Source organism: Rathayibacter sp. AY1D9 (assembly GCF_002932395.1).
In the GTDB taxonomy this organism is placed as follows: domain Bacteria; phylum Actinomycetota; class Actinomycetes; order Actinomycetales; family Microbacteriaceae; genus Rathayibacter.
On sequence record NZ_PSVQ01000027.1, the window covers coordinates 23,249 to 48,595 of the forward strand.

Sequence of the window (25,347 nt, forward strand, 5' to 3'; positions counted from 1 at the left end):
GTGATCAGCTGCCGGTGATCAGCCGGGATCAGCTGCCGGTGCGCTCACCGCGGCGTCGGAGGGTGAGGAGCATCAGACCGCCGCCGAGCAGGGCGAGCAGGCCCAGCACTCCGGCGGTCGCCGTCGCTGCGGCGTCCACTCCGGTCGAGGCGAGAGCCGGACCGCGGGGACCGTTCGACCCGGACACGGGAACGACCGCGGCGTGGGAGGGCGCCGGTCGCGGCGCTGTGGTCGCGGTCGGAGTGGGCGAGGCCGTGGGCGTCGCGGTCGGCGTGGGGGTGGGGGTCGCCGTCGGAGCCACGGTCGGGGTCGCCGTCGGCGTGGTCGTCGGCGTGACCGTCGGAGCCACGGTGGGCGCGATCGTCGGAGTCACCGTCGGAGTGACGGTGGGCGCGATCGTCGGAGTCACCGTCGGAGTCACCGTCGGCACGACGGTGGGAGTCACCGTCGGAGTCACCGTCGGCACGACGGTGGGAGTCACCGTCGGGGTGACGGTGGGAGTCACGGTCGGCGTGACAGTGGGTGTGACCGTCGGCGTCACGGTCGGCGTGACGGTGGGGGTCACCGTCGGGGTCACGGTCGGCGTGATGGTCGGGGTCACCGTCGGCGTGACCGTGGGCGTCACGGTCGGTGTGACTGTCGGCGTGACCGTCGGCGTCACGGTGGGCGTGACCGTCGGCGTCACGGTGGGCGTGACCGTCGGGGTCACGGTCGGCGTCACGGTCGGCGTGACCGTCGGCGTCACGGTCGGCGTAGCCGTCGGCGACGGTCCGCCGTCGGAGGGCTCGCAGCCCGGCTCGGTGAAGTCGTTGGAATCGAGCGTGACCGCTCCCGTGCGGGCCAGTGCGCGGCCCTCGACGGAGACGCCCGTCGTCACCGTGATCGAGGCCGAGGCGAGCACGGAGCCCACGAAGTCCGAGTCGGTGCCGAGCGTCGCGGAGCTGCCGATCTGCCAGTAGACGTTGCAGGCCTGCGCTCCGTTGATCAGGGCCACCGTGCTCGACGAGGCCGTCGTCAGCGTCGACGCGGCGCGGATCACGAAGACCGCCTCGTTGACGCCCTCGGTGTCGAGCGTGAGCGTCCCTGTCACTCCGACCGGTCCGGCCGCGGTGTAGACCCCGGGTTTCAGCGTCCGGCCGCCGATCTCGGCGCCGATCTGCGCGGTCGTCGCCTGCGAGGCGAGCTGTCCGTAGGCGGTGCCCACGTCGGCCTGGGCCTGAGCCGCCTCCGCGTCTCCGCGGTGGATCACTCCGTCCGTCCGTCCGGGCGGGAACCCGGTGACGGCGGTCAGCGGGCTGACCCCGACGCTCTGGTCCAGGACGCTCGACCCCGTGTTCGTCACGGTCGACGCGGCCAGGACCGAGTAGTCCTCCGCCGTGCCGAGGTCCGGAGCCGTGGCCGCCTGCGCCGAGACGCCGGCGAAGAGCGCGGCGCCGACGACGGCGAGGACGACACCCGTCCCGATCGCCCCTCTTCTGCGGTTCTGCCGATGACGGCGGAGCGAGGTGCGAGAGGACACGTGCGGCATGAGGCCAGCGATCTGCCCACGTCAGCGTGTGCTCAATAACCCGAGGTGGGAGGCTCGAACCGTAGGTCGCGCTCCTCGCCCGTCTCTACGCCGCGACCCTGACGGGGGCAGGATCCGCCGACGACGTCCCCCGACCCGGGACATCCTCGCCACCGGAGTCCTCGCGCCGGTGACGGCGGAACCGGCCGGCGGAGCGGATCAGCGGTGACGCCCGCGGCACCCGAACCGGTCGGAGTGCCGCGCGGCTGCCCGGGAGCCCTCAGCCGAGAGCCGCCACCCGCTCGATCACGCCCTCGCCCAGCCGGGCGACGTACCCCTCCGGATCCGGCCCGGCCGGGGCCAGCTGCACGTGGTCGATCCCCAGCGCCGCGTACTCCTCCATCGCGCGGACGAAGCCGTCGGGGTCGCCGATCGGATCGCCGCCCCCGGTGATGGTCTTCGTGATCGTCGCGTAGTCGCGCCCGAGGTCGTCGCAGTGCCGCTTCAGCACATCGAGCTTGTGCGCCACGTCGTCCGCGCCGGTGCCGAACAGGTTGCAGGCGTCGCCGTACTGAGCGACCAGCCGCAGCGTCTTCCTCTCGCCTCCGCCGCCGATGAGGATGGGCGGGCCGGGCTGCTGGATCGGCGCCGGGTGGTTCAGCGTCTCGGCCAGCCGGTAGTGCGTCCCCTCGAACGGCCCGTCGTCGTCGCTCCACATCTGACGGCAGATCCGCAGCGTCTCCTCCAGCCGCTCGAACCGCTCCTTCAGCGGCGGGTACGGCACGCCTAGCCCGAGGTGCTCGCGCTCGTACCAGGCGGCGCCGATGCCGAGCATCGCGCGCCCGCCGGAGAGCACGTCGAGGGTGGTGACGATCTTCGCGAGCAGTCCCGGATGGCGGTACGTCACGCCGGTGACGAGGAGCCCCAGCCGCATCCGCTCCGTCCGGCCGGCGACGAAGCCGAGCGAGGTGTAGCCCTCGAGCATCGGATCCTCGCTCGTCGCGAAGTGCTCCATCTGGAAGTAGTGGTCCATCAGCGTGAACCAGGCGCAGCCGACGTCCTCGGCCGTCCGCGCGGTCGCTCCGAGGATCGGCGCGATCCCCGCGCTTCCGCCCGGAAGGGTGAAGTCCATGAAGTGAATGCCGAGCTGCACGCGCGTCTCCTGTCGTCCCGGGATGTCCAGGAGCCAGTGTGCGCCGAGCCACCGCTCAACACGCCGACGCGGCCGCCTCTGAGCGGCGTCTCATCCGTTCCGCGGCGTCTCGGCCGATCGCACCCGTCGAGGCGCGGCTGCGCTCACTCGCAGACGCGGAAGCGGTTCCGGTCGAACCCGACGACGTCGCCGACGGCGAGCTGGCGCCCGCGGCGCAGATCGACTTCGCCGTTGACGGTCACCATCCCCTCGGCGACCGCCTCCTTGGCCTCGCCGCCCGAGAGGATCCCCGCGAACTTGAGGAACTGGCCCAGGCGGATCGACCCGCCGCCCAGCGGGACGTCGACGGGCTCGGGGACGGCAGCGGCACCTGTCACGTCAGACCGCCGGGATGTCGGCGAAGCGCGAGAAGTGGCCGTGGAAGCCCACGGTCACCGTGCGGGTCGGGCCGTTGCGGTGCTTGGCGACGATGAGGTCGGCCTCGCCCGCGCGCGGGTTGTCCTTCTCGTAGGCGCTCTCGCGGTGCAGGAGGATCACCATGTCGGCGTCCTGCTCGATCGAGCCGGACTCGCGGAGGTCCGAGATGGCGGGGAGCTTGTCGGCGCGCTGCTCGGGGCCTCGGTTCAGCTGCGAGAGCGCGATGACCGGCACCTGCAGCTCCTTCGCGAGGAGCTTGAGGGCACGGGAGAACTCCGAGACCTCCTGCTGGCGGCTCTCGACCTTCTTCCCGGAGGTCATCAGCTGCAGGTAGTCGATGACGACCATCTTGAGCCCGACCCGCTGCTTGAGCCGGCGGCACTTCGCCCGGATCTCGACGAGGGTCATGTTGGGCGAGTCGTCGATGTAGAGCGGCGCGTCGTTGATCCGGCCGCGGGTGGAGGCAATGGTCGTCCAGTCGCGCTGGTCGACCGTGCCCTTCCGCATGTGCTGCAGCGGCACGGACGCCTCGGCCGAGAGGAGGCGCATCGCGATCTCGCTGCGCCCCATCTCGAGGGAGAAAAAGATCGTGGCCATGTTGTGCTTGATCGCGGCGGCGCGGGCGAAGTCGAGCGCCAGCGTCGACTTTCCGAGCGCGGGGCGCGCGGCGACGATGATCATCTGCCCGGCGTGGAAGCCGTTGGTCAGGTCGTCGAGGTCGGCGAAGCCGGTGGGGACGCCGGTGAAGCTGCCGTCCTTGTGAGCGGCCGCCTCGATCTCGTCGATCGCGACGGTCACCGCGTCGGTCAGCGGGACGTAGTCCTCCGCCGTCTCGGAGCCGGTGACGTTGTAGATCTCGGCCTGCGCCGTGTTGACCAGGTCGAGCACCTCGCCCTCGCCCTGGTAGCCCATCTGCGCGATGCGGGTGCCCGCCTCGACGAGGCGGCGCAGCAGAGCGCGCTCGGCGACGATGGAGGCGTAGTACCCGGCGTTGGCCGCGGTGGGGACCATCGAGGTGAGCGTGTGCAGGTAGTCGGCGCCGCCGGCCCGCTGCAGCTCGCCCTGCTTCGTGAGCTCGTCGGTGACCGCGATGACGTCGGTCGGCTCGCCGTGCGAGTAGAGGGCGAGGATCGCGTCGAAGACGATCTCGTGCTTGGGGATGTAGAAGTCGGTGCCCTTGACGCTCTCGACGACATCGGCGACCGCGTCCTTCGAGAGCAGCATGCCGCCCAGCGCCGACTGCTCGGCGAGGAGGTCGTGCGGAGGGGTCCGCTCGTTCCCGCGCGACTCGCCGCGGTCACCGCGACCGTCCCGTCCGTCCGAGCCGGGTACCGCCAGGTGCGCGATCGTCATGCCTTCGCCTCCTCCTGTCGGGTGTTGCGCGTCCGGTCGCGCGGTGCCGGGATCCGGTCTACCAGCGACCTCCGACAGCGGCGCACGGGCGCCTGCCCGCACCCCTCGCGGGGCGCTGCGCCACCCTACGGACCGCCGCCCGCGGCACGCAAACCGCCCTGTGGAGAGAGCTGTGCAGAACCGAGGGGAAACGCCGGGCCCACTGTGGGCAACATGTGGACAACCCTGTGGGATCAGCGGCCCTCAGCAAGTTTTTTCCGACCTCTGACCAGGCATTCACTGCTTTCCACAGGTGTGTGGGGAAAAGAGTCTCAAGACCACAGTGAAGGTTGGTCCCGCTGAAGGGTGTATGTGGATGGAGCTGTGGAGAACGGGAACGACGAAGGGCGGTGCGAGGGGACTCGGAAGTCCCGTCGCACCGCCCTCCGCGGCGTTCTCGCGGCCTTACTTGGCCGCGACCACCTGCAGCTTCACAGTGGCCTGGATGTCGTCGCGCAGACGCACCACGGCCTCGTGCTCGCCGACGTGCTTGATCGCGTTCGAGATGACGATCTTGCGCTTGTCGAGCTCGCCGAACCCGGCCGCCGCCACCGCGTTCGCGATGTCGGAGGTCTTCACCGAGCCGAACAGGCGGCCGTCCTTGCCGGCCTTGACCGTCAGCTTCACGCGGTTGGCCTCGAGGACCTGCTTGGTGTGCTGGGCCTCTTCGATGGTCTTGTGCTCACGAGCGGCTCGCGCCGACTTGATCTGCTCGACCTGCTTCTCGCCACCGCGGGTCCACGCGACGCCGAAGCCCTGCGGGATGAGGTAGTTGCGGGCGAACCCGTTCTTCACGTCGACGACGTCGCCGGCCGAGCCGAGTCCGTCGACCTCGTGGGTCAGGATGACCTTGGACATACCGTTACCTACCTTCCGCTGCCGGCGTAGGGCAGGAGCGCCATCTCGCGGGCGTTCTTGACGGCACGGGCGATGAGGCGCTGCTCCTGAACGGAGACGCCGGTGATACGACGGGCGCGGATCTTCCCGCGCTCCGAGATGAACTTGCGGAGGGTCGCGACGTCCTTGTAGTCGATGACACCCACGCGGACCGACTTCGCGGGGGCCGCGTTCTTCGCGCCCTTGCCGCGGATCGGCTTGCGGCGGTCGCCGCTGCTCTTTCCAGCCATAGTGGTTTCCTTAGATTCTGGTTCGCCCCTGCCCCGCCGCGAGCGATCGCGGTGCGGGGGAGGCGTGATTCAGGTGAGGAGAGCGTCCGAGCCGAGGCTCAGAACGGCGTCTCGTCGTTGTAGCTGCCCGGCGTGCTCCACACGTCGCCACCGGCGGGAGCGCTCGGCGCCCACGGCTCCTCGGCCTGACCGCCACGGTTGCCGCCGGCGTTGCCGGAGCCCCCCTGACTGCCGCCGCCGAAGCCGCCCTGGCCGCCGCCGATCTGACCGCCGTTGCCCTGGCCGCCACCGGCCTGGCCTCGTCCGCCTCCACCGGAGGCGCGCGTGACCTGCGCGGTCGCGTAGCGCAGCGAGGGCCCGATCTCGTCGATCTCGAGCTCGATGCTGGTGCGCTTCTCGCCTTCCTTCGTCTCGTAGGAGCGCTGCTTCAGGCGGCCGGTCGCGATGACGCGGCTGCCCTTGGTCAGCGTTCCTGCGACGTTCTCGGCGAACTCGCGCCAGACGGAGGCGCGGAGGAACAGCGCTTCGCCGTCCTTCCAGTCGTTCGCCTGACGGTCGAAGGTGCGCGGCGTGGAGGCGATGGTGAAGTTCGCGACCGCGAGCCCGCCCTGCGTGTAGCGCAGCTCGGGGTCGGCGGTGAGGTTCCCCACCACGGTGATGATCGTCTCGCCGGCCATGAGCGCTACGCCTTGGGAGCGGCCGAGGCCTTGGCAGCCTTGCGGGCGGCCTTCTCGTCGGCGAGCTTCGCGGCGGCCGCGACCTGGGCGATGCCCTCTTCGGCCCGCAGCACCTTGGTGCGCATGACGGCCTCGGACAGCTTCAGCTGACGGTCGAGCTCGTTCGCTGCGGCGGAGGTCGACGTGAAGTCGACGACGGCGTAGATGCCCTCGGACTTCTTGTTGATCTCGTACGCCAGACGACGGCGGCCCCAGACGTCGACCTTGTCGATGGATCCACCATCGGTGCGGATGACGTTGAGGAACTTGTCGAGACTCGGAGCGACGGTGCGCTCATCGATCTCGGGGTCCAGGATGACCATGATCTCGTACTGATGCGTCACTAACCCACCTCCTTCGGACTGAACGGCCACGGTATTTCCGTGACAGGAGGGTATGTAGCATCTGCCCACTCCCGCGGACGCGAGTGCGTCTGGTCGTGGACAACCTGTACAGACTACAACAGGAGCGCCGCGACGCGCCGGACGGATCCGTTCGAGGCGCACCACCCCGGGTGCAGGGCGAGGCGGGCACGGGGCCGGGCTCAGCGCCTCAGCGCGACGCCCACCACTCGCGGAGCCGCTGCGTCGCGACCTCCTCGCCGAGCGGACCCTCCTCGAGCCGCAGCTCCAGCAGGAACCGGTACGCCTGCCCGACCTCGGGGCCCGGGGCGAGGCCGAGGATCTCCATGATCCGCGTGCCGTCGAGGTCGGGGCGCTTGGAGGCGAGCTCCTCCTTCTCGGCGAGCTCCGCGATGCGCGCCTCGAGGTCGTCGTAGGCGTGCGCGAGCCGGTCGGCCTTGCGGCGGTTGCGCGTGGTCACGTCGGCGCGGGTGAGGATGTGCAGCCGCTCGAGCAGGGGCCCGGCGTCGGTCACGTAGCGGCGCACCGCGGAGTCGGTCCACGCGCCGTCCGTGTACCCGAAGAAGCGCAGGTGCAGCTCGATGAGGCGGGCCACGTCCTTCATCGTCTGGTTGTCGAACTTCAGTGCGCGCATCCGCTTGATCGCGAGCTTGGAGCCGACCAGGTCGTGGTGGTGGAAGCTCACCGCTCCGCCCGGCTCGAGCCGCCGCGTGGCCGGCTTCCCGATGTCGTGCAGGAGGGCGGCGAGCCGCAGCACGACGTCGGGCGCGGCTCCGGGGTGCCGCGACTCCTCCAGCGCGATCGCCTGCTCCAGCACGGTGAGGCTGTGGGTGTAGACGTCCTTGTGGTGGTGGTGCTCGTCCTGCTCCAGGCGCAGCGCGGGCAGCTCCGGGAGGAAGCGACCGGCCAGACCGGTGTCGACGAGCAGCTCCAGGCCGGCACGGGGCGAGGCGGTCGCGAGGAGCTTCCGCAGCTCCTCCTGCACGCGCTCCGCCGAGACGTCGTCGATCCGGCCGGCGAGCTCGGCCATCGCCCACTCGACCTCGTCGGTGGTGCGGAATCCGAGCTGCGAGGTGAAGCGCGCGCCGCGGAGCATCCGGAGCGGATCGTCGCCGAAGGAGAGGTCGGCGGGGGAGGGGGTGCGCAGCCGGCCGGCGAGCAGGTCCTCCACTCCTCCCGAGGGATCGACGAGGACGACCTCCGGGAGCCGCAGCGCCATCGCGTTGACCGTGAAGTCGCGCCGCACCAGGTCGCCCTCGAGCGAGTCGCCGAACTCGACCTCGGGCTTGCGGCTCACCCCGTCGTAGCTGTCGCTGCGGTAGGTCGTGATCTCGACCGTCTCGCCGGCCACGCGAGCGCCGATCGTGCCGAAGGCCCGGCCGATGTCCCAGTGCGCCTCGGCGATCGGAGCGACGATCCGCACGATGTCGTCGGGGCGTGCGGAGGTGGTGAAGTCGAGGTCGTGCACGCCGTGGCCGAGGAAGGCGTCGCGGACCGGGCCGCCGACCAGCGCGAGCTCGTGGCCCTGGGCTGCGAACGCCTCCGCCAGCCGCGTCACCGTGGGCGTCCCCGCGAGCGCGCGGAGGGTCTCGAGAGCGGTCTGGACGCTGTGCATTCGCACGATCCTAGTGGCGGGGGGTGTCCCGGCAGCGGGTGACCGTGCCAGGGGGTTACGGGGGGGAACCGCCTGCACAGCGGACGCACCGCCTGCCCCGAGGAGGGCTGCCCGTAGAATCACCCGCATGGAGGCCGAGTGAGTCCGATGCATCGGCGCGACCCCTCCCTCCGCTCCCGCCGCTCGCGGGCGGCCCTCCTCCTGCTCCGCTCGGCAGGTGCCGCCGCTCTCGCGCTCGGCCTGACCGGCGTGGCCTCCCCCGCCCTCGCGGCCCCGGTCGCCGCCGCGACGGCGACCTCGACGCCCGCTCCCGGCACCGTCACCACGACCGCCGGGGCCGGCAGTGACGGCGTCCTGCGGCCCGGCCAGGACCTCGAGCTCTCGATCGCCGTGCGCAACGGCACCACCGAGGCGATCGACAGCGCCGACGTGACGGTCGCCCTCTCCTACGCCACCCTCGACACCCGCGCGGAGCTGCACGACTGGCTCGACGCCGAGGCCGACAACGACACCGACCCGGTCCGTGCGACCGCCCAGCTGCGCCTGCTGCCCTCCAGCACCGCCGAGGCCGGCCTCACCGTGCCGGTCGACCAGATCCCCTTCTCCAACGACCGGACCGCGCTCGGCACCCACGCCGTCCTCGTCACGGTCACCGGTCCGGGTGGTGTCGTCTCGACCGCTCGCACCGCCGTCGAGCTGACCGACGACGCGGTGGCCCCGGAGCGCGAGACCGGCGTCAGCGTCCTCGTCCCGCTCACCGTCCCGGACACGGCCGACGGCCTGCTCTCGGCCGAGGCCCTCGCCGACTACACCGACGGCACGGGGACCCTCACCCGGCAGCTCGACGCGGTCGCGGGGAAGGGCGTCACGATCGGGGTCGACCCGCGCATCCTCGCTTCGATCCGGATCCTCGGCAGCGCCGCTCCGGAGTCGGCCCTCGACTGGCTCGACCGGCTGCAGTCCGTGCCGAACGAGCGCTTCGCCCTGCCGTACGCCGACGCCGACGTCTCGGCCCAGGCGCAGGCCGGGCTCTCCGCCCTCCTCTCTCCCACCTCCTTCGAGTACGCGATCGACGACACCCGCTTCGCCGCGGTCCCCGGCACCGCCAGCCCGGCGCCCACGGTCGCCGTCGACTCCGACCAGCCGGCCGAGAACCTGCCGGCGCGTCCGAGCACCGAGTCGCTGCTCGCCTCCGACTGGAGCACCTCCCTCGGCAGCGTCGCCTGGCCCGACGAGGGCACCCTCCGCGGGTCGGACCTCGACGTCTACGCGGCCAGCGGAGTGAACCGCACGGTCGTCCCCTCCTCCGGTCTCCTGCTGCCGGAGGAGGTGACCACCACCTCGCGCGCCACCGTCGGCGACTCGGACCTGGTCGTGGCCGACTCGCGCCTCACCGAGGCGTTCGACGCGGCCGCCACCGCCACCGACGACACCGAGTGGCGCGCCCGCATGTCCGAGATCGCCACCGATCTCGCCGAGGTGCAGGAGGAGGGGACCGCGCCGGACGTCGTGCTCACCCTCGGCCGCGGCTCGGCGATCGGCGCCGCGCGCCTCTCCGAGACCCTCGACGCGATCGAGTCGCTGCCCTGGGCCCGCGGAGTCGCCCTCTCCACCGCCCTCGCCGTCCCCGCGACCGAGGGCGCGAGCGTCGTCGACTCGCCGGAGTCGGAGTCGCGGCTCGACCGGGTGCGCGACCTGCTCGACGCCGGCTCCGAGGTCGAGGCGTTCTCCTCCGTGCTGCAGGAGCCGGAGCTGCTGTCGGGCAAGAGCCGCAACGACGTGCTGGCGCTGCTCTCGGTGACCTGGCGCGGAGACGGCAGCGGCTGGGGCGACGCCGTCGGCGTGGCCATGACCGAGGCCGACCGGACGCTCTCGCTGGTGTCGATCGACGCGACCGGCAGCATCCTGCAGGTCTCCCGCGACTCGAGCATCCCCGTGTACGTCCGCAACGAGCTCCCCTGGCCGATCGCCGTCCGCATCCAGGCCTCGACCTCGAACGCCGTCCTCGACATCGACGAGGAGGCGATCGAGACCACCGAGATCGACGCCCGCTCGCAGGGCCGCGTCCTCATCCCCGTGAAGGCCCGGGTCGGCAACGGCGAGACGAGCCTCGGCCTGCAGCTGACCTCGGCGCAGGGCGTCCCCATCGGCACCCCCACGGGCATGACGACCAGCGTCCGCGCCGACTGGGAGACCGTCGGCACCCTGGTCATCGGGATCGCGCTCGTCGTCGTCTTCGGAGCCGGCATCCTCCGCAACATCCGCCGTCGCCGTCGAGGCGACACCCCTGAGGACGAGGAGGACCCGAACGCCGTGCTCGAGGTCCAGCCCGATCTCGACGACCAGCGATCGGACCCGCGTGGCTAGCTTCTCCCTCGGACGCGCGAGCGCCGTCCTCGCCTCCGGCACGATGGTCTCGCGGATCCTCGGCTTCATCATGTCGATCGTCATGGCGAACACGATCGGAGCCGCGGTCGCGCCGGGCGCGGACGCCTTCACGACGGCGAACCTGCTCCCCAACACGATCTACTCGATCATCGCGGGCGGCGCTCTGAACGCCGTCCTCGTCCCGCAGATCGTGCGGGCGGGCCTCGACGCCGACGGCGGCCGCGGCTACATCAACCGCCTGCTGACCCTGGCGCTCGGCCTGCTCCTGGTGACCACGATCGCCGCCACGGTCCTCGCTCCCCTGCTCGTGCGCCTCTACGCGCCCGGCTACGGACCGGAGCAGTACCAGCTGGCCGTCGCCTTCGCGTTCTGGTGCCTGCCGCAGGTCTTCTTCTACGGTCTCTTCACCATCCTCGGCGAGGTGCTCAACGCCCGCGGCTCGTTCGGCCCCTTCACCTGGGCGCCCGTGCTGAACAACGTCGTGGTGATCGCCGGGCTCGTCGCCTTCATTGTGCTGTTCGGCGCCGATCCGGAGGGGAACCGTCCGGTCGACTCGTGGTCCCCGGCGATGGTCACCCTCCTCGGCGGGAGCGCGACGCTGGGCATCGTCGTCCAGTCGCTGTTCCTGATGCTCTTCTGGCGGAGGGTCGGCCTCAGCTACCGCCCCGACTTCCGCTTCCGGGGCGTCGGCCTCGGCACGGCCGGGCGGATGTCGCTGTGGTCGTTCGCCACGGTGCTGCTGACCATCGTCGCCGGCATCGTCGAGAGCCAGGTCTCCTCCACCGCGTCCGGCGAGGGGCCCTCGGCCGCGGCGCTGCAGAAGGCGTGGCTGATCTTCATGCTGCCCCACTCGGTCATCGCGATCTCGATCGCCATGGCGTACTTCACCAAGATGAGCGGCCACACCGCGCGGGGGGAGATGAAGGAGTTCCGCTCGGACGTCTCCACCTCGCTCCGCCTGGTGCTGATGATGCTCGTCTTCGCCGCCGCCGCGATCGTCGTGGTCGCGGTGCCGTTCGGCTCCGTCTTCACCGACTCGTTCGCGGACGCGCAGGCCATCGGAGCGATCGCCATGGCCTACGTGATCGCCCTGCCGCTGTTCTCCTCGATCGCCATCATGCAGCGCGCGTTCTACGCCCTGAGCGACGGAGCGCGGCCGTTCCTGTTCACCCTGGTGCAGGTCGTCGTGGCGGTCGCCGGGTACCTGATCGTGCTCCGGCTCCCCGCCGACCGCACCGCTGTCGGCATCGCCGCTGCGACCTCGCTCGGCATCTGCGTGCAGGCCCTCGTGGCGGCCCTCCTCCTGCGCCGCCGGCTCGGCGGCCGCGGAGGCAGGCGGATCCTCGTCAGGCTCGCGCAGTTCGTCCTCGCCGCGGTGCCCTCCGCCGCCGCCGGCTACGGCGTCCTGGTCGCCCTCGGCGGCACGCGCGCGGGCGGTTTCGCCGTCTCGAACTACCTGGAGCCGCTGCTCTCGATGGCCGCGATCGGCACCGTGATGGCGCTCGTCTACTTCGCGGTCCTCTGGTTCCTCCGGGTACCGGAGCTGCGCGCCGTCCTCGCTCCGGTGATCCGCCGACTCGGCCGCTGATGCTGCTCCGGTAAAAGCCAGGTCAAAGGCCCTTTCCGGTTCTGCTGAGTCGACCGGACCGTAGCGCTGCCCACGCTCCCGGGCCCGCGGAATAGTGCCCGCCTAGGATGTGTTGTAGCCCACGGAGCCGCGGAACGATTCGAGCGACCGGCTCCGGGTGCTCGGCTCCCGCCCCACCCGTCACCGCTCGTACAGACCCCGAGGAGTTGCCGTGCGCGACATCGTCATCATCGGATCCGGCCCCGCCGGCTGGACCGCCGCCATCTACGCGGCGCGCGCCGAGCTGCACCCGGTGGTCGTGGCCTCGTCGGTCGAGATCGGCGGCGACCTGATGAACACGACGGACGTCGAGAACTTCCCCGGCTTCCCCGACGGCGTCCTCGGCCCCGAGCTGATGACCTCGATGCAGGCGCAGGCCGAGAAGTTCGGCGCCGAGACCTTCTACGACGACGTCACCTCCCTCGATCTCGAGGGCGAGGTCAAGACCGTCCACCTCGGCTCCGGCGAGAGCATCGAGGCGAAGACCGTCGTCGTCGCGACCGGATCCGCTTACCGCAAGCTGGGCCTCCACGATGAGGACCGCCTGTCGGGACATGGTGTCTCGTGGTGCGCCACCTGCGACGGCTTCTTCTTCAAGGGCAAGACCATCGCCGTCGTCGGCGGAGGCGACTCCGCCATGGAGGAGGCGACCTTCCTCACCAAGCACGCCGCGAAGGTCTACGTGATCCACCGTAAGGACTCGCTCCGCGCCTCGAAGGTCATGCAGAAGCGCGCCTTCGACAACGACAGGATCGAGTTCATCTGGAACGCCGAGGTCACCGGCATCACCGGCGAGAACCACGTGGACGGCGTGAAGCTGCGTGACACGGTCGACGGCACCGAGTCCCACCTCGACCTCGACGGCCTGTTCATCGCGATCGGCAACGACCCGCGCACGCACGTCGTGCACGGCAAGCTCGACCTCACCACCGAGGGCACCATCTCGGTGGTCGGCCGCTCCTCCCAGACCTCCGTTCCCGGCGTCTTCGCCGCGGGCGACGTGATCGACCCGACCTACCGTCAGGCCGTCACCGCCGCGGCATCCGGAACGGTCGCCGCCCTCGACGCGGAGCACTATCTCGCTTCGCTCGCCGATGGCACCGCCCACACCGAAGGCTCACCCCGGGCCGAGCTCATCACCCGCTGACCGTCCGGTCATCGCACATCGGAGCCGGCAGCCCGCCGACTCGTGAAGGAGAGAACACCATGTCCACCGCGAAGAGCGTCACCGACGCATCGTTCCAGTCCGACGTCCTCGACTCCGAGAAGACCGTCCTGGTCGACTTCTGGGCCGAGTGGTGCGGCCCCTGCCGCATGGTCGCGCCGATCCTCGACCAGATCTCGGCCGAGCACGGCGACAAGATCGAGATCGTCAAGCTGAACGTCGACGAGAACCCGCAGACCGCTGCGAAGTACCAGATCACGTCGATCCCGGCGATGAAGGTCTACCAGAAGGGCGAGGTCGTGAAGACCGTCATCGGCGCCAAGCCGAAGCCGGCCCTCGAGGCCGACCTGGCCGCGTTCCTCTGAGTTCGCACTCCTGACCGCCCTGCGGTCTCCGAGAGCCCCTGTCACGTCGTGACGGGGGCTCTCCTCGTGCAGGGTTGTTTCACGTGAAACAACCCTGCTGCGGCGCAGGCCACGATCCCTGCAGTGGCGCGCCGACCGCCCCGCCGCAGCACAGGACCGGCCGGTATTGTGGATCCACCCGGCTTCGGCCGGAGAGACCCTGTCACCGAGCGAAGCGGAACCATCGTGACCAACCGCGGCACCAACCTCGACCCCTGGTACAACTCCTACGCGGAGCGCACGGCCGGTCTGGCCGCCAGCGAGGTCCGAGCCCTGTTCGCCGTCGCGTCACGCCCAGAAGTGGTCTCGCTCGCCGGCGGCATGCCGTTCGTGTCCGCGCTCCCCCAGGACCTGGTGACCGGCGCCATCGACACCGTGATGCGGGAGCAGGGACCCGTCGCGCTGCAGTACGGGTCGGGGCAGGGCGTCCCCGTCCTGCGCGAGCAGATCCTCGACGTCATGGCCCTCGAGGGCATCTCCGCCAGCGCGGACGACATCGTGGTCACCACGGGCTCTCAGCACGCCCTGGAGCTCGTCTCCAAGCTGTTCCTGGACCCGGGGGACGTCGTCCTCTCCGAGGGCCCCAGCTACGTCACGGCGATGGTCATCTTCCGGTCGTACCAGGCCGAAGTCGAGCACGTCCCCATGGACGAGCACGGGCTCATCCCCGCGGCCCTCCGCGAGCACATCGCCCGCGTGCGCGCCGCCGGGAAGACGATCAAGTTCCTGTACACGATCCCCACCTTCCATAACCCCGCAGGCGTGACCCTCAGCTGGGAGCGCCGCGTCGAGATCCTCGAGATCTGCAAGTCCGAGGGAATCCTCGTGCTCGAGGACAACCCCTACGGCCTCCTCTACTTCGAGGATGTCCCGCCGAAGGCGATGCGCTCGCTGGAGGAGGACGGGGTGATCTACCTCGGGACGTTCTCGAAGACGCTGGCTCCCGGCTTCCGGGTGGGCTGGGCTCTCGCTCCGCACGCGATCCGCGAGCGGCTGATCCTCGCCAACGAGGCGGCCGTCCTCAGTCCGTCGTCCTTCAGCCAGCTGGTCATCTCGAAGTACCTCGAGACGGCCGACTGGCGCGGACAGATCGACACCTTCCGCGGCGTCTACCGCGAGCGGAAGGAAGCGATGCTGAAGGGCCTGCAGACCCATCTGCCCGGCCTCAGCTGGACGAACCCGAACGGCGGCTTCTACGTCTGGGTCACGCTGCCCGAGGAGCTCGACTCCAAGGCGATGCTGCCGCGCGCAGTGAAGGAGCTCGTCGCGTACACGCCGGGCACTGCGTTCTACGGTAACGGAGACGGACGTCAGAACATCCGCCTCTCGTTCTGCTACCCGACGCCGGAGCGCATCGGTGACGGCATCCGCCGCCTCGCCACGGTCATCAACGGGGAGCTCGATCTGCTGTCGACCTTCGCGGGCACGGGCCGGCTGAGCAGCGCCGACGCGAGCAAGCGTGACGCCGTCCTGCCGCCGAACGTCTCCTGACACCGCTCCTTTGATAAGAAAGCCCTGGTCATGACCGATTTCTCTGTGCTCGACCGTACACTCGACATCGTCGTCATCAGCGGTGGCATCAGCCACGAGCGCGACGTCTCCCTGCGGTCGGGCCGTCGCGTGGCGGATCGTCTCTCCGCGATGGGCCACCGCGTCTCCCTGCACGAACCGGACGCCGGCCTCCTCTCGACGCTCCTGCAGAAGCGTCCGGACGTCGTCTGGCCCGCGGTGCACGGGGCGAGCGGTGAGGACGGTGCGCTCCTCGGGCTCCTCGAGGCGGCTGGCTTCGCCTACGTCGGCTCGCAGACGGACGCGGCGCGCCTGGCCTGGTTCAAGCCGACCGCGAAGACGCTCGTCGCTCGCGCGGGCTTCTCGACCCCGAGCTCCGTCACCCTCCCCCGCGAGACCTTCCGCGAGCTCGGAGCCGCCGGGATTCTGGAGCAGGTCGAGGCGCACCTGCCGGGCTCCCTCGTGGTGAAGCCCGCTCAGGGCGGTTCGGCCCAGGGCGTCAGCATCGTGACGGAGTCGTCGCAGCTCCCGCGAGCGATGGTCGAGGCGTACACCTATGGCGACGTCGTGCTCATCGAACAGCAGATCCAGGGGACCGAGATCTCCGTCGGTGTTCTCGACCTCGGTGACGGTCCTTTCGCCCTGCCGCCTGTCGAGATCGCACCCGTCGCGGGCCAGTACACATTCGAGGCGCGCTACAACGCGGGGGAGACGCACTTCTACACGCCGGCACGGATCTCGCCGGAGATCACGGAGGAGGTGTCCCGCGTGGCCGTTGCGATCCACGAACTGCTGGGACTCCGCCACCTGTCGCGGCTCGACTTCATCATCGATGACGCCGGACTCCCCTGGTTCTTCGACGCGAACGTCCTTCCCGGAATGACCGAGACCTCACTCGTTCCCCAGGCCATTGAGGCATCCGGCCGCTACCTCGGCGACGTCTACTCCACCCTCGCGAAGCTCGCCGCCTCCTGACCTCCACCGTTTCACGTGAAACGGTCCGCTGCGCGTCCGCTCCTGGTCGCGAGGCTGCGGCGTTGTGAACAAGTGCGCGAAACCATGCCAGACGGGTAGCCGGATCGCGGCATATCGAGACCCGGGATCGCCCCCTTCTCCTTTGACATAGGTCGAGTAGCCGCCCAACAACGTGTCTTGGTCTTCATCAGCAGACCAGTAGTGCCGACTCGAGGGAAGCCGAAGCCGCGTCTCGACCCCCACAACGTCAGACACCCATTGCCGCGCCGGTCGAGTATCCGTAGATTGGCGTAGTGAGGCCCCCCTCGTCCCCCTAAACCCACCAGGAATCGACCCGGCCCAAGGGCTTCGATCGGCACCTGGTCCTCGTCGTCATGCTGGTCGAGGAACCGCATTGCTCCGTATCGAGAACCGGACACCCTCGGTGGGTACCAGGTGCGGCATTGCCTGGGGCAGGATATCCACGCCAATCGTTTCCCTATATCTGCAGACATACCGGTGAAGAGCGGTAGTGCGTCGAATCGAGGCTCACCACGATCGCCACTTGCGCCGTCTCTGGGAAGAACCGACCTGCTCTATCGACGCTGATCGACGCCAGCACCCGTCGCCATGCTGGTCGAGTAGCGACAACGCGACGTATCGAGACCCACGGCCCGAAGGGATCCCTTTAGCTTGGTTCTCCGACCTCAACTTCGCCTCGGGGGGGTGGTGTCTCTATTCCGCTGGTCAGGCGAGCAATCTCTTTCGAGCATTGCGGTCGAAGTCGGTCCCACGAGGATCCGCATGGGCGTCCAATGTTCTCGGCAGGGGCGTTTCACGTGAAACGCCTCCGCAGCCGTTGGGTAACTTCGATCCAAAATATTGCGCCCGTTGGAGCGAGTCGAGCCGACGAGGGCCTCCTCTCCTACATGACAAGCTCGTAGCTCTTCAATGGCTAGGCCGCCCTAGAGCGGACCGTTTCACGTGAAACGGCCCTTCCATCGCCTCTTTCAGTGCTCTCTGGGGGCGACCGCCGTCGGGGTCCTCCGTCAAACCTCGGCGAACCCAGTCATCACATCTGCATCGATCCGCGAAAACGAAGCGATACTGCATTTCGTCTAAACTTGACCCCCCCGCCGGCCAATTTCTGGAGGCCCAGGAAGCGCTCCTCACCGGCGACTTGGGATGCACGGACAGCCGAGGGGGTCCTCATCTCAGCTGCCAACGTAGGAATGTTTCACGTGAAACATTGCGCACGCGAATATCGGCGACGATGTCGTCGCCCTGGGCAGCGGAGAGCGCGACCGCGAACGACCCGTCCAGGCGCCCGTCCTGCGCCCGCCAGCGACTCACCGAACGCGACATCAACTCCGGAGCGCGACGATGTCTGAACTCGCCAACCCTCGATCCGGCGCTCCACGCCTACTCGACCGCCATATAGCCGCATCGAGATTTGCTCTATCCAGAGATAGATGTACCGGATACCCGGCGATCATCGCCGTTCGGCTATACCAGCCGTATTCTCGACCAGGCTCGGAGTCAGCAGGGCCCCGCAGAACCTGGGGCCACTTCATCAGACTGTGCCGGTCACAAGGGCTCATCAATCAGAGAGATGGCGACGGCAGAGAATGGACAGCTCACAAGGCATTTCGTAGGCCGCCTCAAGCGTACCGATTCCTGTGATCGCGGTGCCGACGAGGGGAGCGGATATCGCCACACCGGCGATTCCGGCCAAGAACACAGCGCGAGCACGCGCACGCCAGCCGCACGGCGAATCAGTGGCGGCTGCTAGGCCGGCCACTACGGAGCGAGCGACACCTCGGTCGGCTCCCCGATCTCGGCGAGGATGCGGTTCAGGTCCTGGATGGTGGCGAAGTCGATGACCATCTGGCCCTTGCGAGCACCCAGAGTGACCTTGACACGCGTGTTCAACCGGTCGCCGAGGTGATCCGCGATCGACGAGAGGTGTCCGGAGTGGCCGCCCTGCTCCTCCACCACAGGACGCGTGGTCGTCCGCGGCGCCTTCATCTGCGCCGCGGCAGCCTCGGCGGCGCGGACGGACAGGTCCTCATTGACGATCTTGTCGGCCAGGCGGCGCATCATCTCGACGTCGTCGAGGGACAAAACCGCACGCGCGTGTCCTGCGGTCAGGACGCCGGCAGCGACGCGGGCCTGCACATCGGCCGGGAGCCGCAGGAGACGGAGCGTGTTCGAGATCTGCGGCCGCGAACGTCCGAGCCGCGTCGCCAGGGCCTCCTGGGTGATCCCGAAGTCGCTGAGGAGCTGCTGGTAGGCGGACGCCTCCTCGAGCGGGTTGAGGTCGGCGCGGTGCAGGTTCTCCAGCAGCGCGTCGCGGAGCATGTTCTCGTCGGCCGTGTCCTTGACGACCGCGGGGATGGTGGTCAGTCCCGCGGCCTTCGAGGCGCGGAACCGGCGCTCACCCATCACGAGCTCGTACTTCGCTCCGCCGCGAGCCGTCACGGGCCGGACGACGATCGGCTGCAGCACTCCGAACTCGCGGATGCTGTGGACGAGTTCCGCGAGGTCGTCCTCGTCGAACATCGACCGCGGCTGCGCCGTGTTCGGGGTGATGTCGGCGAGGGGGAGTCGCGCCAAGCGCGCTCCGGGGACGTCGAGGAGCTCCTCGGCACGGGCCGAATCGCCGACCTGATCAGGGAAGAAGACGTCGACGGGCCGGGAGCGCGACTCGTCGCTGGTCGGGATGAGCGAGCCGATCCCCCGGCCGAGTCCCGTGCGCTTGGTCGCCATCAGCGTGCCTCTCCTTCGTGTGCCGTCTCGGGTGTCTTCCGGGCTCCGCGTCGTGCGATCTCGGCGGCCGCCTCCAGATACGCCAGCGAACCGGACGACTGCGGGTCGTAGCTGATCACGCTCTGTCCGTAGCTCGGCGCCTCCGAGATCCTCACGTTGCGCGGGATCACCGCGCGCAGCACCTCCTTCGGGAAGTGCTCTCGGACATCCGCTGCCACCTGCTGGGAGAGGTTGGTGCGGCCGTCGTACATGGTCAGGAGGATCGTCGAGACACCGAGGTTCGGGTTGAGGTGCCGCTCGATCAGGTCGATGTTCTTGAGCAGCTGGCTGAGCCCCTCGAGCGCGTAGTACTCGCACTGGATCGGAATGAGCACCTCGCGAGCGGCGACGAACGCGTTGATGGTCAGCAGACCGAGCGACGGCGGGCAGTCGATGAAGACGTAGTCGAACGGCTCGTCCATGGTGTCGAGCATGCGGTCGAGCGCGCGGCGGAGACGCTGCTCGCGTGCGACGAGCGAGACCAGCTCGATCTCGGCGCCGGCCAGGTGGATGGTCGCCGGCACACCGTAGAGCGAGGCGAACTCCGGGCTCTTCTGCACGACGTCCGCGAGGGGAGTGTCGTTGACGATCACGTCGTACACGCTGGCCGTCTCGGCGCGGTGCTCGATGCCCAGGGCCGTCGACGCGTTGCCCTGCGGATCGAGGTCGATGACGAGCACCTTCGCCTCACCGCGGGCGAGCCCGGCGGCGAGGTTGACGGTCGTCGTCGTCTTGCCGACGCCGCCCTTCTGGTTCGAGATCGTGATGACGCGCGTCGACTCGGGCTTGGGCAGCGGCTGGGCGTTCAGCAGTGCGCGCCGACGGGTCATGTCCGCGATCTCCCGGGCCAGGGGAGTCGAGGAATCGAAGCCTCCGGTCAGACCGACGGAATCGGTTTGTTTCACGTGAAACCTTCGCTCAGCGAGTGGGACGGACATCAGCACCGAGGAGTCGACGGACGAGGAGTCGGGGGCTCACTGCGGCGTCGTGGCGATCAACCCACTGTAGCCCGGACGACCCTCGTCACCTCGGAGAGCACGCCGTCTCCGAGCACGACGACCCTGGGCGGGGAGAGTCGGAAGCGACGGATCTGCTTGGCCGCAGCCTCGATCTCCTTCTCGGCATTGATGCCCTTCAGCAGGACCAGCTCGCCTCCAGGCCGCAGCAACGGCGCGGTCAGCGGGATCAGCTTCGAGAGAGCGCTGACCGCCCGAGCGGTCACCTGGTCGAGAGGCTCCGCGAGCTGTACCTCTTCGGCACGGGCGCGAAGAACTGAGACATTCTCGAGTCCGAGTCCGTCCACCTGCTCCTGAAGCCAGACGACGCGACGCTCCATCGGCTCGATGAGCACGAAGCGGACGTCGGGCCGCACGATGGCCAGGACGAGCCCGGGAAGGCCCGCGCCACTGCCGACATCACCCACCAGTCCCGGACGCAGGAGAGGGGCCACCAGGGCGCTGTTGAGGACGTGCCGCGTCCAGAGCCGGGGGAGCTCCAGGGGCCCGATCAGGCCGCGCTCCTCACCCTGGTCGGCGAGAGCCTCTGTGAAGAACCGCAGGAGGGGCAGGCGGTCGCCGGCGATCGCCGCAGCGGCTGAGGGCTCGGCCTCGAGGGTCGACTCCACGCCGCTCAGCCGCGGGTGATGACGGTGTGGCGCTCGCGCGCCTCGCCGCGCGACTCCGACACGAAGCCGCGCTCGCCCACCATGTCGTGGACCAGCTTGCGCTCGTACGACGACATGGGCGGGAGCGAGGCCGACGTGGCGCCGTCCTCGATCCGCTCGATCGCGCGGTCGACCAGCTGGGCGAGCTCCGCCTCGCGGGCGTCGCGGGAGCCGCCGATGTCGAGGATGAGGCGGGAGAACGCGCCGGTCTTCGTCTGGACCGCCAGGCGCGTCAGCTCCTGCAGTGCCTGGACGGCGTCGGGGCGGGAGAGCACCCGGAGGTTCGTGTCTCCGGAGGCGGTGACCGAGAGGTAGGCGCGGCCGTTGCGGACCTCGATGTCGATGTCGCCGTCGAGGTCGCAGATGTCGAGGAACTCCTCGATGTAGTCGGCGGCGACGTCGCCCTCGTCCTCGAGCTGCGAGAGCGTGGACTCGGGCGCCTCGTCGACGGCGGACGCGTCCACGTCCGCGGGTGCGGACGCGTCGTCGGTGATGGTCTGCATCGGATCGGTCATGGCGGCTCTACTTCTTTCCGGCTTGCTTCTTGGAGCGGTTCTTGCTCACGGGCTGCGTGCGCTGCACGGCCTTCTTCTCGACGAGGGTGACGTCGCCGGCGGCCGTGGTCTCCTCGACCAGCTTGCCCTTGCGGCGCAGGCGCTCCTCGCGGGCCTTGGCGGCCTCGCTGCCCGGGGTCGGCATGTTCCGGATGACGATGAACTGCTGGATCATCGTCCAGATGTTCGAGGTCAGCCAGTAGAACATCACGCCGAGGGGGAAGGCGAAGCCCGAGAAGGCGAAGACGAGGGGGAGGATGTAGAGCAGGATCCGCTGCTGCTTGAACGTCGGCGAGGCCTTCGCCTCGGGCGACATGTTCTTCGAGACGATCTGCAGCTGCGTGATGAACTGCGACGCGGTCATCAGGACGACCATGATCACCGCGATGATGATGACCGGCTCCTGGCCGCCCTCGGCGAGTGCGCCCTGGATCGACTGGTGCAGCGGTGCGACGCCGAAGAGGTTCGCCTCGCCGAACTGGCGGGCGAGCGTCTCGTCGAGCGGGCCCACGCCCTTCTGGCTGTGCTGCGCCGCGTTCAGCACCGAGAACAGGCTGAAGAAGATCGGCATCTGGATCAGCAGGGGCAGGCAGGAGGCGAGCGGGTTGGTGCCCGTCTTCTTGTAGAGCTCCATGGTCTCGCGGGACATCGCCTCACGGGACAGCTGGTCGCGCTTGCCCTTGTACTTGTCCTGGATCTTCTTGAGCTGGGGTGCGACCTCGAGCATCCGGCGCTGGCTCTTGATCTGCTTGACGAAGATCGGGATGAGCGCGGCGCGGATGACGATGACCAGCCCGACGATCGAGAGGACCCAGGTGATTCCCGCGGCCGCCTCCATGCCGGTGAAGGTCAGCAGCTGGTGGAAGGCGACGAGGAGCAGCTCGACCACCCACTTGAGGGGCCAGAGGATCGTGCCGAGGAGGTCCATGGAGTGGGGTCAGTCCTTTCGAGGGCCCACGACGAACCCGGCTCGCGTCACGGCGAAGCGGGTCCGGCCGGAAGCCGGTCGGTGCAGGGGGATCGAGGTCGGGACGTCGTCGATGCCGCCGGCCGCCCACGGGTGGCAGCGGAGCAGACGGCGGGCCGCGAGGACGGAGCCGAGGACGAGCCCGTGGAGCTGGACCGCCTGGAGCGCGTACGCGGAGCACGAGGGGTAGTAACGGCAGACGTCCCCGTAGAGAGGGGACACGACCGCCCGGTAGACGATCAGGAGCAGGACGCCGATGTTCCGCGGCAGCAGGAGGATCGCCCACCCGAGCCGGGCGAACGGGGCCTCGCGGCGGGGGAGCACGGCGGTCACGAGGACGCCCCGCTCTTCCGCGCGGCTCGCGCCATCGCGGACCACACCTCGGAGCGCAGCTCCGACCAGGGGGCGTCGGCGCTGCCGGGCAGCGCGCGGACGACGACCTGGGTGCCGGGGTCGATCTCGGGGACGAGCTCGAACGCCACGGCCTTGAGCCGGCGGCGGACGGTGTTGCGCGTCACCGCGGTGCCGACCGTCTTGGCGACGATGAACCCGAACCGCGCCGGATCGCCCGCGGAGGACCGGCGGACATACGTGACGGTGTGCGGTCCTGTGGACCGCACACCGCGACGGACGACTGTCCGGTACTCGCCTCCGTGGACGATGCGATTGGCTCTGGCCAGCACCGCTGGTCGGTACCGCTCGCTGCTAGGCGGAGAGCTCGGTGCGCCCCTTGGCGCGGCGCGCGCTGAGGATGCCGCGGCCGGCACGGGTGCGCATGCGCAGACGGAAGCCGTGCACCTTGGCGCGACGACGGTTGTTCGGCTGGAAGGTTCGCTTGCTCATAATCAGATCTCCACGTACGTGTTCCGCGGCGCGAACCGGCACCACCCGCTCGGGCGGAGACTCGGATCCTCCGGGAAGAAGGGGTGCCCGGCTGCGGAATCCGCTCGGCCTGCGAGGGCCGCACGGACGACACCGGGCAGGCGTCAACTGATTTAAACTACGGCCTGTTCCGTCACCGGTCAAATGTGGACGGCGCGAAACCTCGATCATGCACACGGGACACGGGGTTCCGCGCATTGACACGCGGGTGTCGCTGTGGTGGATTTGTCTCCCGTCGGCTCCGTTCGTTACGGTGTTGAGCCGCAGTTATCCACAGGTGGGATCCGCGTCCTCCCGCGCCCGCACAGGCATCGCTCGAGGCCGGTGGACAACCCTGTGGAGAGAGCGGCACTCGAGACCCGGCTCCGCGCCCGGTCCGCGACGCCCCTGCAGCGGGCGGCGACGGGTCCGGCGGAGACGGCGATCCCGCAGCGACTTCACAGCGACAGCACCCAGGACCGGAGACAGATGGCAGACGACACGTCGATGGTCGACGCGTGGAACGTGATCCTCGGCGCACTGTCCCGGGACGAGCGGATCACCGCTCCCCTCTACGGGTTCGTCTCGCTCGTGGAGCCCAAGGGCATCATGGCGGGCACCTTCTACCTGGAGGTCCCGAACGAGTTCACCCGCGGGATGCTCGAGCAGCGCGTGCGCGTGCCCCTGCTCAGCGCGATCGGGACGCTCGACGACTCCTTCGGCGTCACGACGTTCGCCTTCGTGGTGAACCCCGACATCGAGCACGAGCCCCTCAGCTCCCCGTCGTCGCAGGAGTCGATGAACCCGTTCGAGCCGATCACCGCCTCCTCGGCGACGGTCGCGCCGACCCGCGGGGTCGAGGAGCTGCGGACCGTGCCGGCGACCGACACCCGGCTGAACCCGAAGTACAGCTTCGACAACTTCGTCATCGGAGGCTCCAACCGGTTCGCGCACGCCGCGGCCGTCGCGGTCGCCGAGGCTCCCGCCAAGGCCTACAACCCGCTCTTCGTCTACGGCGACTCCGGGCTCGGCAAGACGCACCTCCTCCACGCCATCGGCCACTACGCGATGAGCCTCTACCCGGGGATCCGCGTGCGGTACGTCTCGAGCGAGGAGTTCACGAACGACTTCATCAACTCGATCGCGAACAACCGGGGCAACGCCTTCCACGGCCGCTACCGCAACGTCGACATCCTCCTGATCGACGACATCCAGTTCCTGCAGGGGAAGGCGGAGACGCAGGAGGCGTTCTTCCACACCTTCAACCAGCTGCACGACCACAACAAGCAGGTCGTGATCACGTCCGATCTGCCGCCGAAGGCCCTGACGGGCTTCGAGGACCGGATGCGCTCGCGCTTCGAGTGGGGCCTCATCACCGATGTGCAGGCTCCCGACCTCGAGACCCGCATCGCGATCCTCCGCAAGAAGGCGGTCAGCGAGAAGCTGCTCGTGCCCGACGACATCCTCGAGTTCATGGCGTCGAAGGTGTCGAGCAACATCCGCGAGCTCGAGGGGACGCTCATCCGCGTCACCGCGTTCGCGAGCCTGAACCGCACGCCGGTCGACATGTCGCTCGTGCAGACCGTGCTGAAGGACCTGATCACGCTCGACGAGGACAACGTCATCTCGCCGGTCGACATCATCAACCACACCGCGGACTACTTCAAGCTCACGGTCGACGACCTCTACGGCTCGTCGCGCTCGCAGGCCGTCGCCACCGCGCGCCAGATCGCCATGTACCTGTGCCGCGAGCTGACGAACCTCTCGCTGCCCAAGATCGGCCAGCTGTTCGGCAACCGCGACCACACCACGGTCATGTACGCGAACAAGAAGATCTCGGAGCTCATGAAGGAGCGCCGCAGCATCTACAACCAGGTCACCGAGCTGACCACCCGCATCAAGACGAACCGCTAGTCGGTAGTCGTACGGTCCCCGGGACCACCTGTCCCGGGTGACGTGTCCGGGGGTCCATCGGCGTCCGTGCGCGGTGGTCGGGTAGTCGCTCCCCTCTCTTCGTGTGAGGGGAGGCGACGGGGATCGCGGCGCGAGCAGCAGGGCGTCGGTGTCGGCGCGCGTCGAGATCGGGCGAAGGCGCTGGCGGGGGTCTCGATACGGCTCGCTGGGGCTACTCGACCAGCATGAACCGCACGTGCTCAAG

24 protein-coding genes are annotated in these 25,347 nt (G+C 69.3%); 7 read left to right on the plus strand and 17 right to left on the minus strand.

Features of this window, described 5'->3' with window-relative positions:
• Positions 1 to 28: 28 nt before the first annotated feature.
• The 9 genes from C5C50_RS11750 to C5C50_RS11790 form a co-directional block, all read right to left on the minus strand.
• Positions 29 to 1,519: an ice-binding family protein gene (locus tag C5C50_RS11750; protein WP_181133927.1), complete on the minus strand. Its 1,491-nt coding sequence runs from the start codon at positions 1,517 to 1,519 to the stop codon at positions 29 to 31.
• Between the two features lie 268 nt (positions 1,520 to 1,787).
• Positions 1,788 to 2,660 (minus strand): LLM class F420-dependent oxidoreductase, encoded by an 873-nt coding sequence (locus tag C5C50_RS11755; protein ID WP_181068329.1) that lies wholly within the window; start codon positions 2,658 to 2,660, stop codon positions 1,788 to 1,790.
• Positions 2,661 to 2,803: 143 nt separating this feature from the next.
• Positions 2,804 to 3,037 carry an RNA-binding S4 domain-containing protein gene (locus tag C5C50_RS11760; protein WP_104247028.1) on the minus strand — a complete coding sequence of 78 codons (234 nt, stop codon included), beginning with the start codon at positions 3,035 to 3,037 and terminating at the stop codon, positions 2,804 to 2,806.
• A gap of 1 nt (position 3,038) precedes the next feature.
• Entirely contained in the window at positions 3,039 to 4,430 is a 1,392-nt protein-coding gene (gene dnaB, locus C5C50_RS11765; RefSeq protein ID WP_104225797.1) for a replicative DNA helicase, read from the minus strand.
• Positions 4,431 to 4,874: 444 nt separating this feature from the next.
• A complete protein-coding gene (gene rplI, locus C5C50_RS11770; RefSeq protein WP_104222692.1) occupies positions 4,875 to 5,327 on the minus strand; it encodes a 50S ribosomal protein L9 in 453 nt (150 codons plus the stop codon).
• An 8-nt stretch (positions 5,328 to 5,335) separates the two neighbouring features.
• Positions 5,336 to 5,596, minus strand: coding sequence for a 30S ribosomal protein S18 (gene rpsR / locus C5C50_RS11775; RefSeq protein WP_055784551.1), 261 nt, complete (start codon positions 5,594 to 5,596; stop codon positions 5,336 to 5,338).
• A gap of 98 nt (positions 5,597 to 5,694) precedes the next feature.
• Positions 5,695 to 6,273: a single-stranded DNA-binding protein gene (locus C5C50_RS11780; RefSeq protein ID WP_104260881.1), complete on the minus strand. Its 579-nt coding sequence runs from the start codon at positions 6,271 to 6,273 to the stop codon at positions 5,695 to 5,697.
• Positions 6,274 to 6,278: 5 nt separating this feature from the next.
• Positions 6,279 to 6,656 (minus strand): 30S ribosomal protein S6, encoded by a 378-nt coding sequence (rpsF, locus tag C5C50_RS11785; protein ID WP_068207796.1) that lies wholly within the window; start codon positions 6,654 to 6,656, stop codon positions 6,279 to 6,281.
• 208 nt (positions 6,657 to 6,864) lie between these two features.
• Positions 6,865 to 8,289 (minus strand): CCA tRNA nucleotidyltransferase, encoded by a 1,425-nt coding sequence (locus C5C50_RS11790; protein WP_104273514.1) that lies wholly within the window; start codon positions 8,287 to 8,289, stop codon positions 6,865 to 6,867.
• Positions 8,290 to 8,436: 147 nt separating this feature from the next.
• Here C5C50_RS11790 and C5C50_RS11795 point away from each other — a divergent pair, with 147 nt between their 5' ends.
• From C5C50_RS11795 to C5C50_RS11820, 6 genes are all read left to right on the plus strand, one after another.
• Entirely contained in the window at positions 8,437 to 10,656 is a 2,220-nt protein-coding gene (locus tag C5C50_RS11795) for a DUF6049 family protein (protein ID WP_104273515.1), read from the plus strand.
• The gene (gene murJ / locus C5C50_RS11800; protein ID WP_258067744.1) at positions 10,649 to 12,265 is read left to right on the plus strand and encodes a murein biosynthesis integral membrane protein MurJ; all 1,617 of its coding nucleotides are present in this window, start codon (positions 10,649 to 10,651) and stop codon (positions 12,263 to 12,265) included. Before C5C50_RS11795 ends, murJ begins: the two co-directional genes overlap by 8 nt.
• 211 nt (positions 12,266 to 12,476) lie before the next feature.
• A complete protein-coding gene (gene trxB, locus C5C50_RS11805) occupies positions 12,477 to 13,451 on the plus strand; it encodes a thioredoxin-disulfide reductase (protein ID WP_104222688.1) in 975 nt (324 codons plus the stop codon).
• A 59-nt stretch (positions 13,452 to 13,510) separates the two neighbouring features.
• Entirely contained in the window at positions 13,511 to 13,834 is a 324-nt protein-coding gene (trxA, locus tag C5C50_RS11810) for a thioredoxin (protein WP_104222687.1), read from the plus strand.
• A gap of 225 nt (positions 13,835 to 14,059) precedes the next feature.
• The gene (locus C5C50_RS11815; RefSeq protein WP_104225793.1) at positions 14,060 to 15,364 is read left to right on the plus strand and encodes a PLP-dependent aminotransferase family protein; all 1,305 of its coding nucleotides are present in this window, start codon (positions 14,060 to 14,062) and stop codon (positions 15,362 to 15,364) included.
• A gap of 30 nt (positions 15,365 to 15,394) precedes the next feature.
• A complete protein-coding gene (locus C5C50_RS11820; RefSeq protein ID WP_104260878.1) occupies positions 15,395 to 16,357 on the plus strand; it encodes an ATP-grasp domain-containing protein in 963 nt (320 codons plus the stop codon).
• A 1,779-nt stretch (positions 16,358 to 18,136) separates the two neighbouring features.
• Here the strand turns inward: C5C50_RS11820 and C5C50_RS11825 are convergent.
• The 8 genes from C5C50_RS11825 to rpmH all read right to left on the minus strand — a co-directional run bounded on the left by C5C50_RS11825 (position 18,137) and on the right by rpmH (position 23,171).
• Positions 18,137 to 19,105, minus strand: coding sequence for a ParB/RepB/Spo0J family partition protein (locus C5C50_RS11825; protein WP_104273516.1), 969 nt, complete (start codon positions 19,103 to 19,105; stop codon positions 18,137 to 18,139).
• Complete coding sequence (locus C5C50_RS11830; protein WP_104247021.1) at positions 19,105 to 19,974, minus strand: ParA family protein; 870 nt, start codon at positions 19,972 to 19,974, stop codon at positions 19,105 to 19,107. Before C5C50_RS11830 ends, C5C50_RS11825 begins: the two co-directional genes overlap by 1 nt.
• 164 nt (positions 19,975 to 20,138) lie before the next feature.
• Positions 20,139 to 20,768 carry a 16S rRNA (guanine(527)-N(7))-methyltransferase RsmG gene (gene rsmG, locus C5C50_RS11835; RefSeq protein ID WP_104273517.1) on the minus strand — a complete coding sequence of 210 codons (630 nt, stop codon included), beginning with the start codon at positions 20,766 to 20,768 and terminating at the stop codon, positions 20,139 to 20,141.
• Between the two features lie 5 nt (positions 20,769 to 20,773).
• On the minus strand, positions 20,774 to 21,322 hold the full coding sequence (locus tag C5C50_RS11840) for a R3H domain-containing nucleic acid-binding protein (RefSeq protein WP_244229531.1): 549 nt from the start codon (positions 21,320 to 21,322) through the stop codon (positions 20,774 to 20,776).
• A 7-nt stretch (positions 21,323 to 21,329) separates the two neighbouring features.
• Positions 21,330 to 22,289 carry a membrane protein insertase YidC gene (gene yidC, locus C5C50_RS11845; protein WP_104222681.1) on the minus strand — a complete coding sequence of 320 codons (960 nt, stop codon included), beginning with the start codon at positions 22,287 to 22,289 and terminating at the stop codon, positions 21,330 to 21,332.
• Between the two features lie 9 nt (positions 22,290 to 22,298).
• On the minus strand, positions 22,299 to 22,652 hold the full coding sequence (yidD, locus tag C5C50_RS11850; protein WP_244230695.1) for a membrane protein insertion efficiency factor YidD: 354 nt from the start codon (positions 22,650 to 22,652) through the stop codon (positions 22,299 to 22,301).
• A gap of 5 nt (positions 22,653 to 22,657) precedes the next feature.
• Positions 22,658 to 23,011 carry a ribonuclease P protein component gene (gene rnpA / locus C5C50_RS11855; protein WP_104222680.1) on the minus strand — a complete coding sequence of 118 codons (354 nt, stop codon included), beginning with the start codon at positions 23,009 to 23,011 and terminating at the stop codon, positions 22,658 to 22,660.
• A 22-nt stretch (positions 23,012 to 23,033) separates the two neighbouring features.
• On the minus strand, positions 23,034 to 23,171 hold the full coding sequence (rpmH, locus tag C5C50_RS11860; RefSeq protein WP_055784512.1) for a 50S ribosomal protein L34: 138 nt from the start codon (positions 23,169 to 23,171) through the stop codon (positions 23,034 to 23,036).
• Between the two features lie 627 nt (positions 23,172 to 23,798).
• On the opposite strand from rpmH, the gene dnaA reads away from it, so the two are divergent.
• Positions 23,799 to 25,103, plus strand: a complete 1,305-nt coding sequence (gene dnaA / locus C5C50_RS11865; RefSeq protein WP_374952921.1) for a chromosomal replication initiator protein DnaA — start codon at positions 23,799 to 23,801, stop codon at positions 25,101 to 25,103.
• The last annotated feature ends 244 nt before the right edge of the window (positions 25,104 to 25,347 follow it).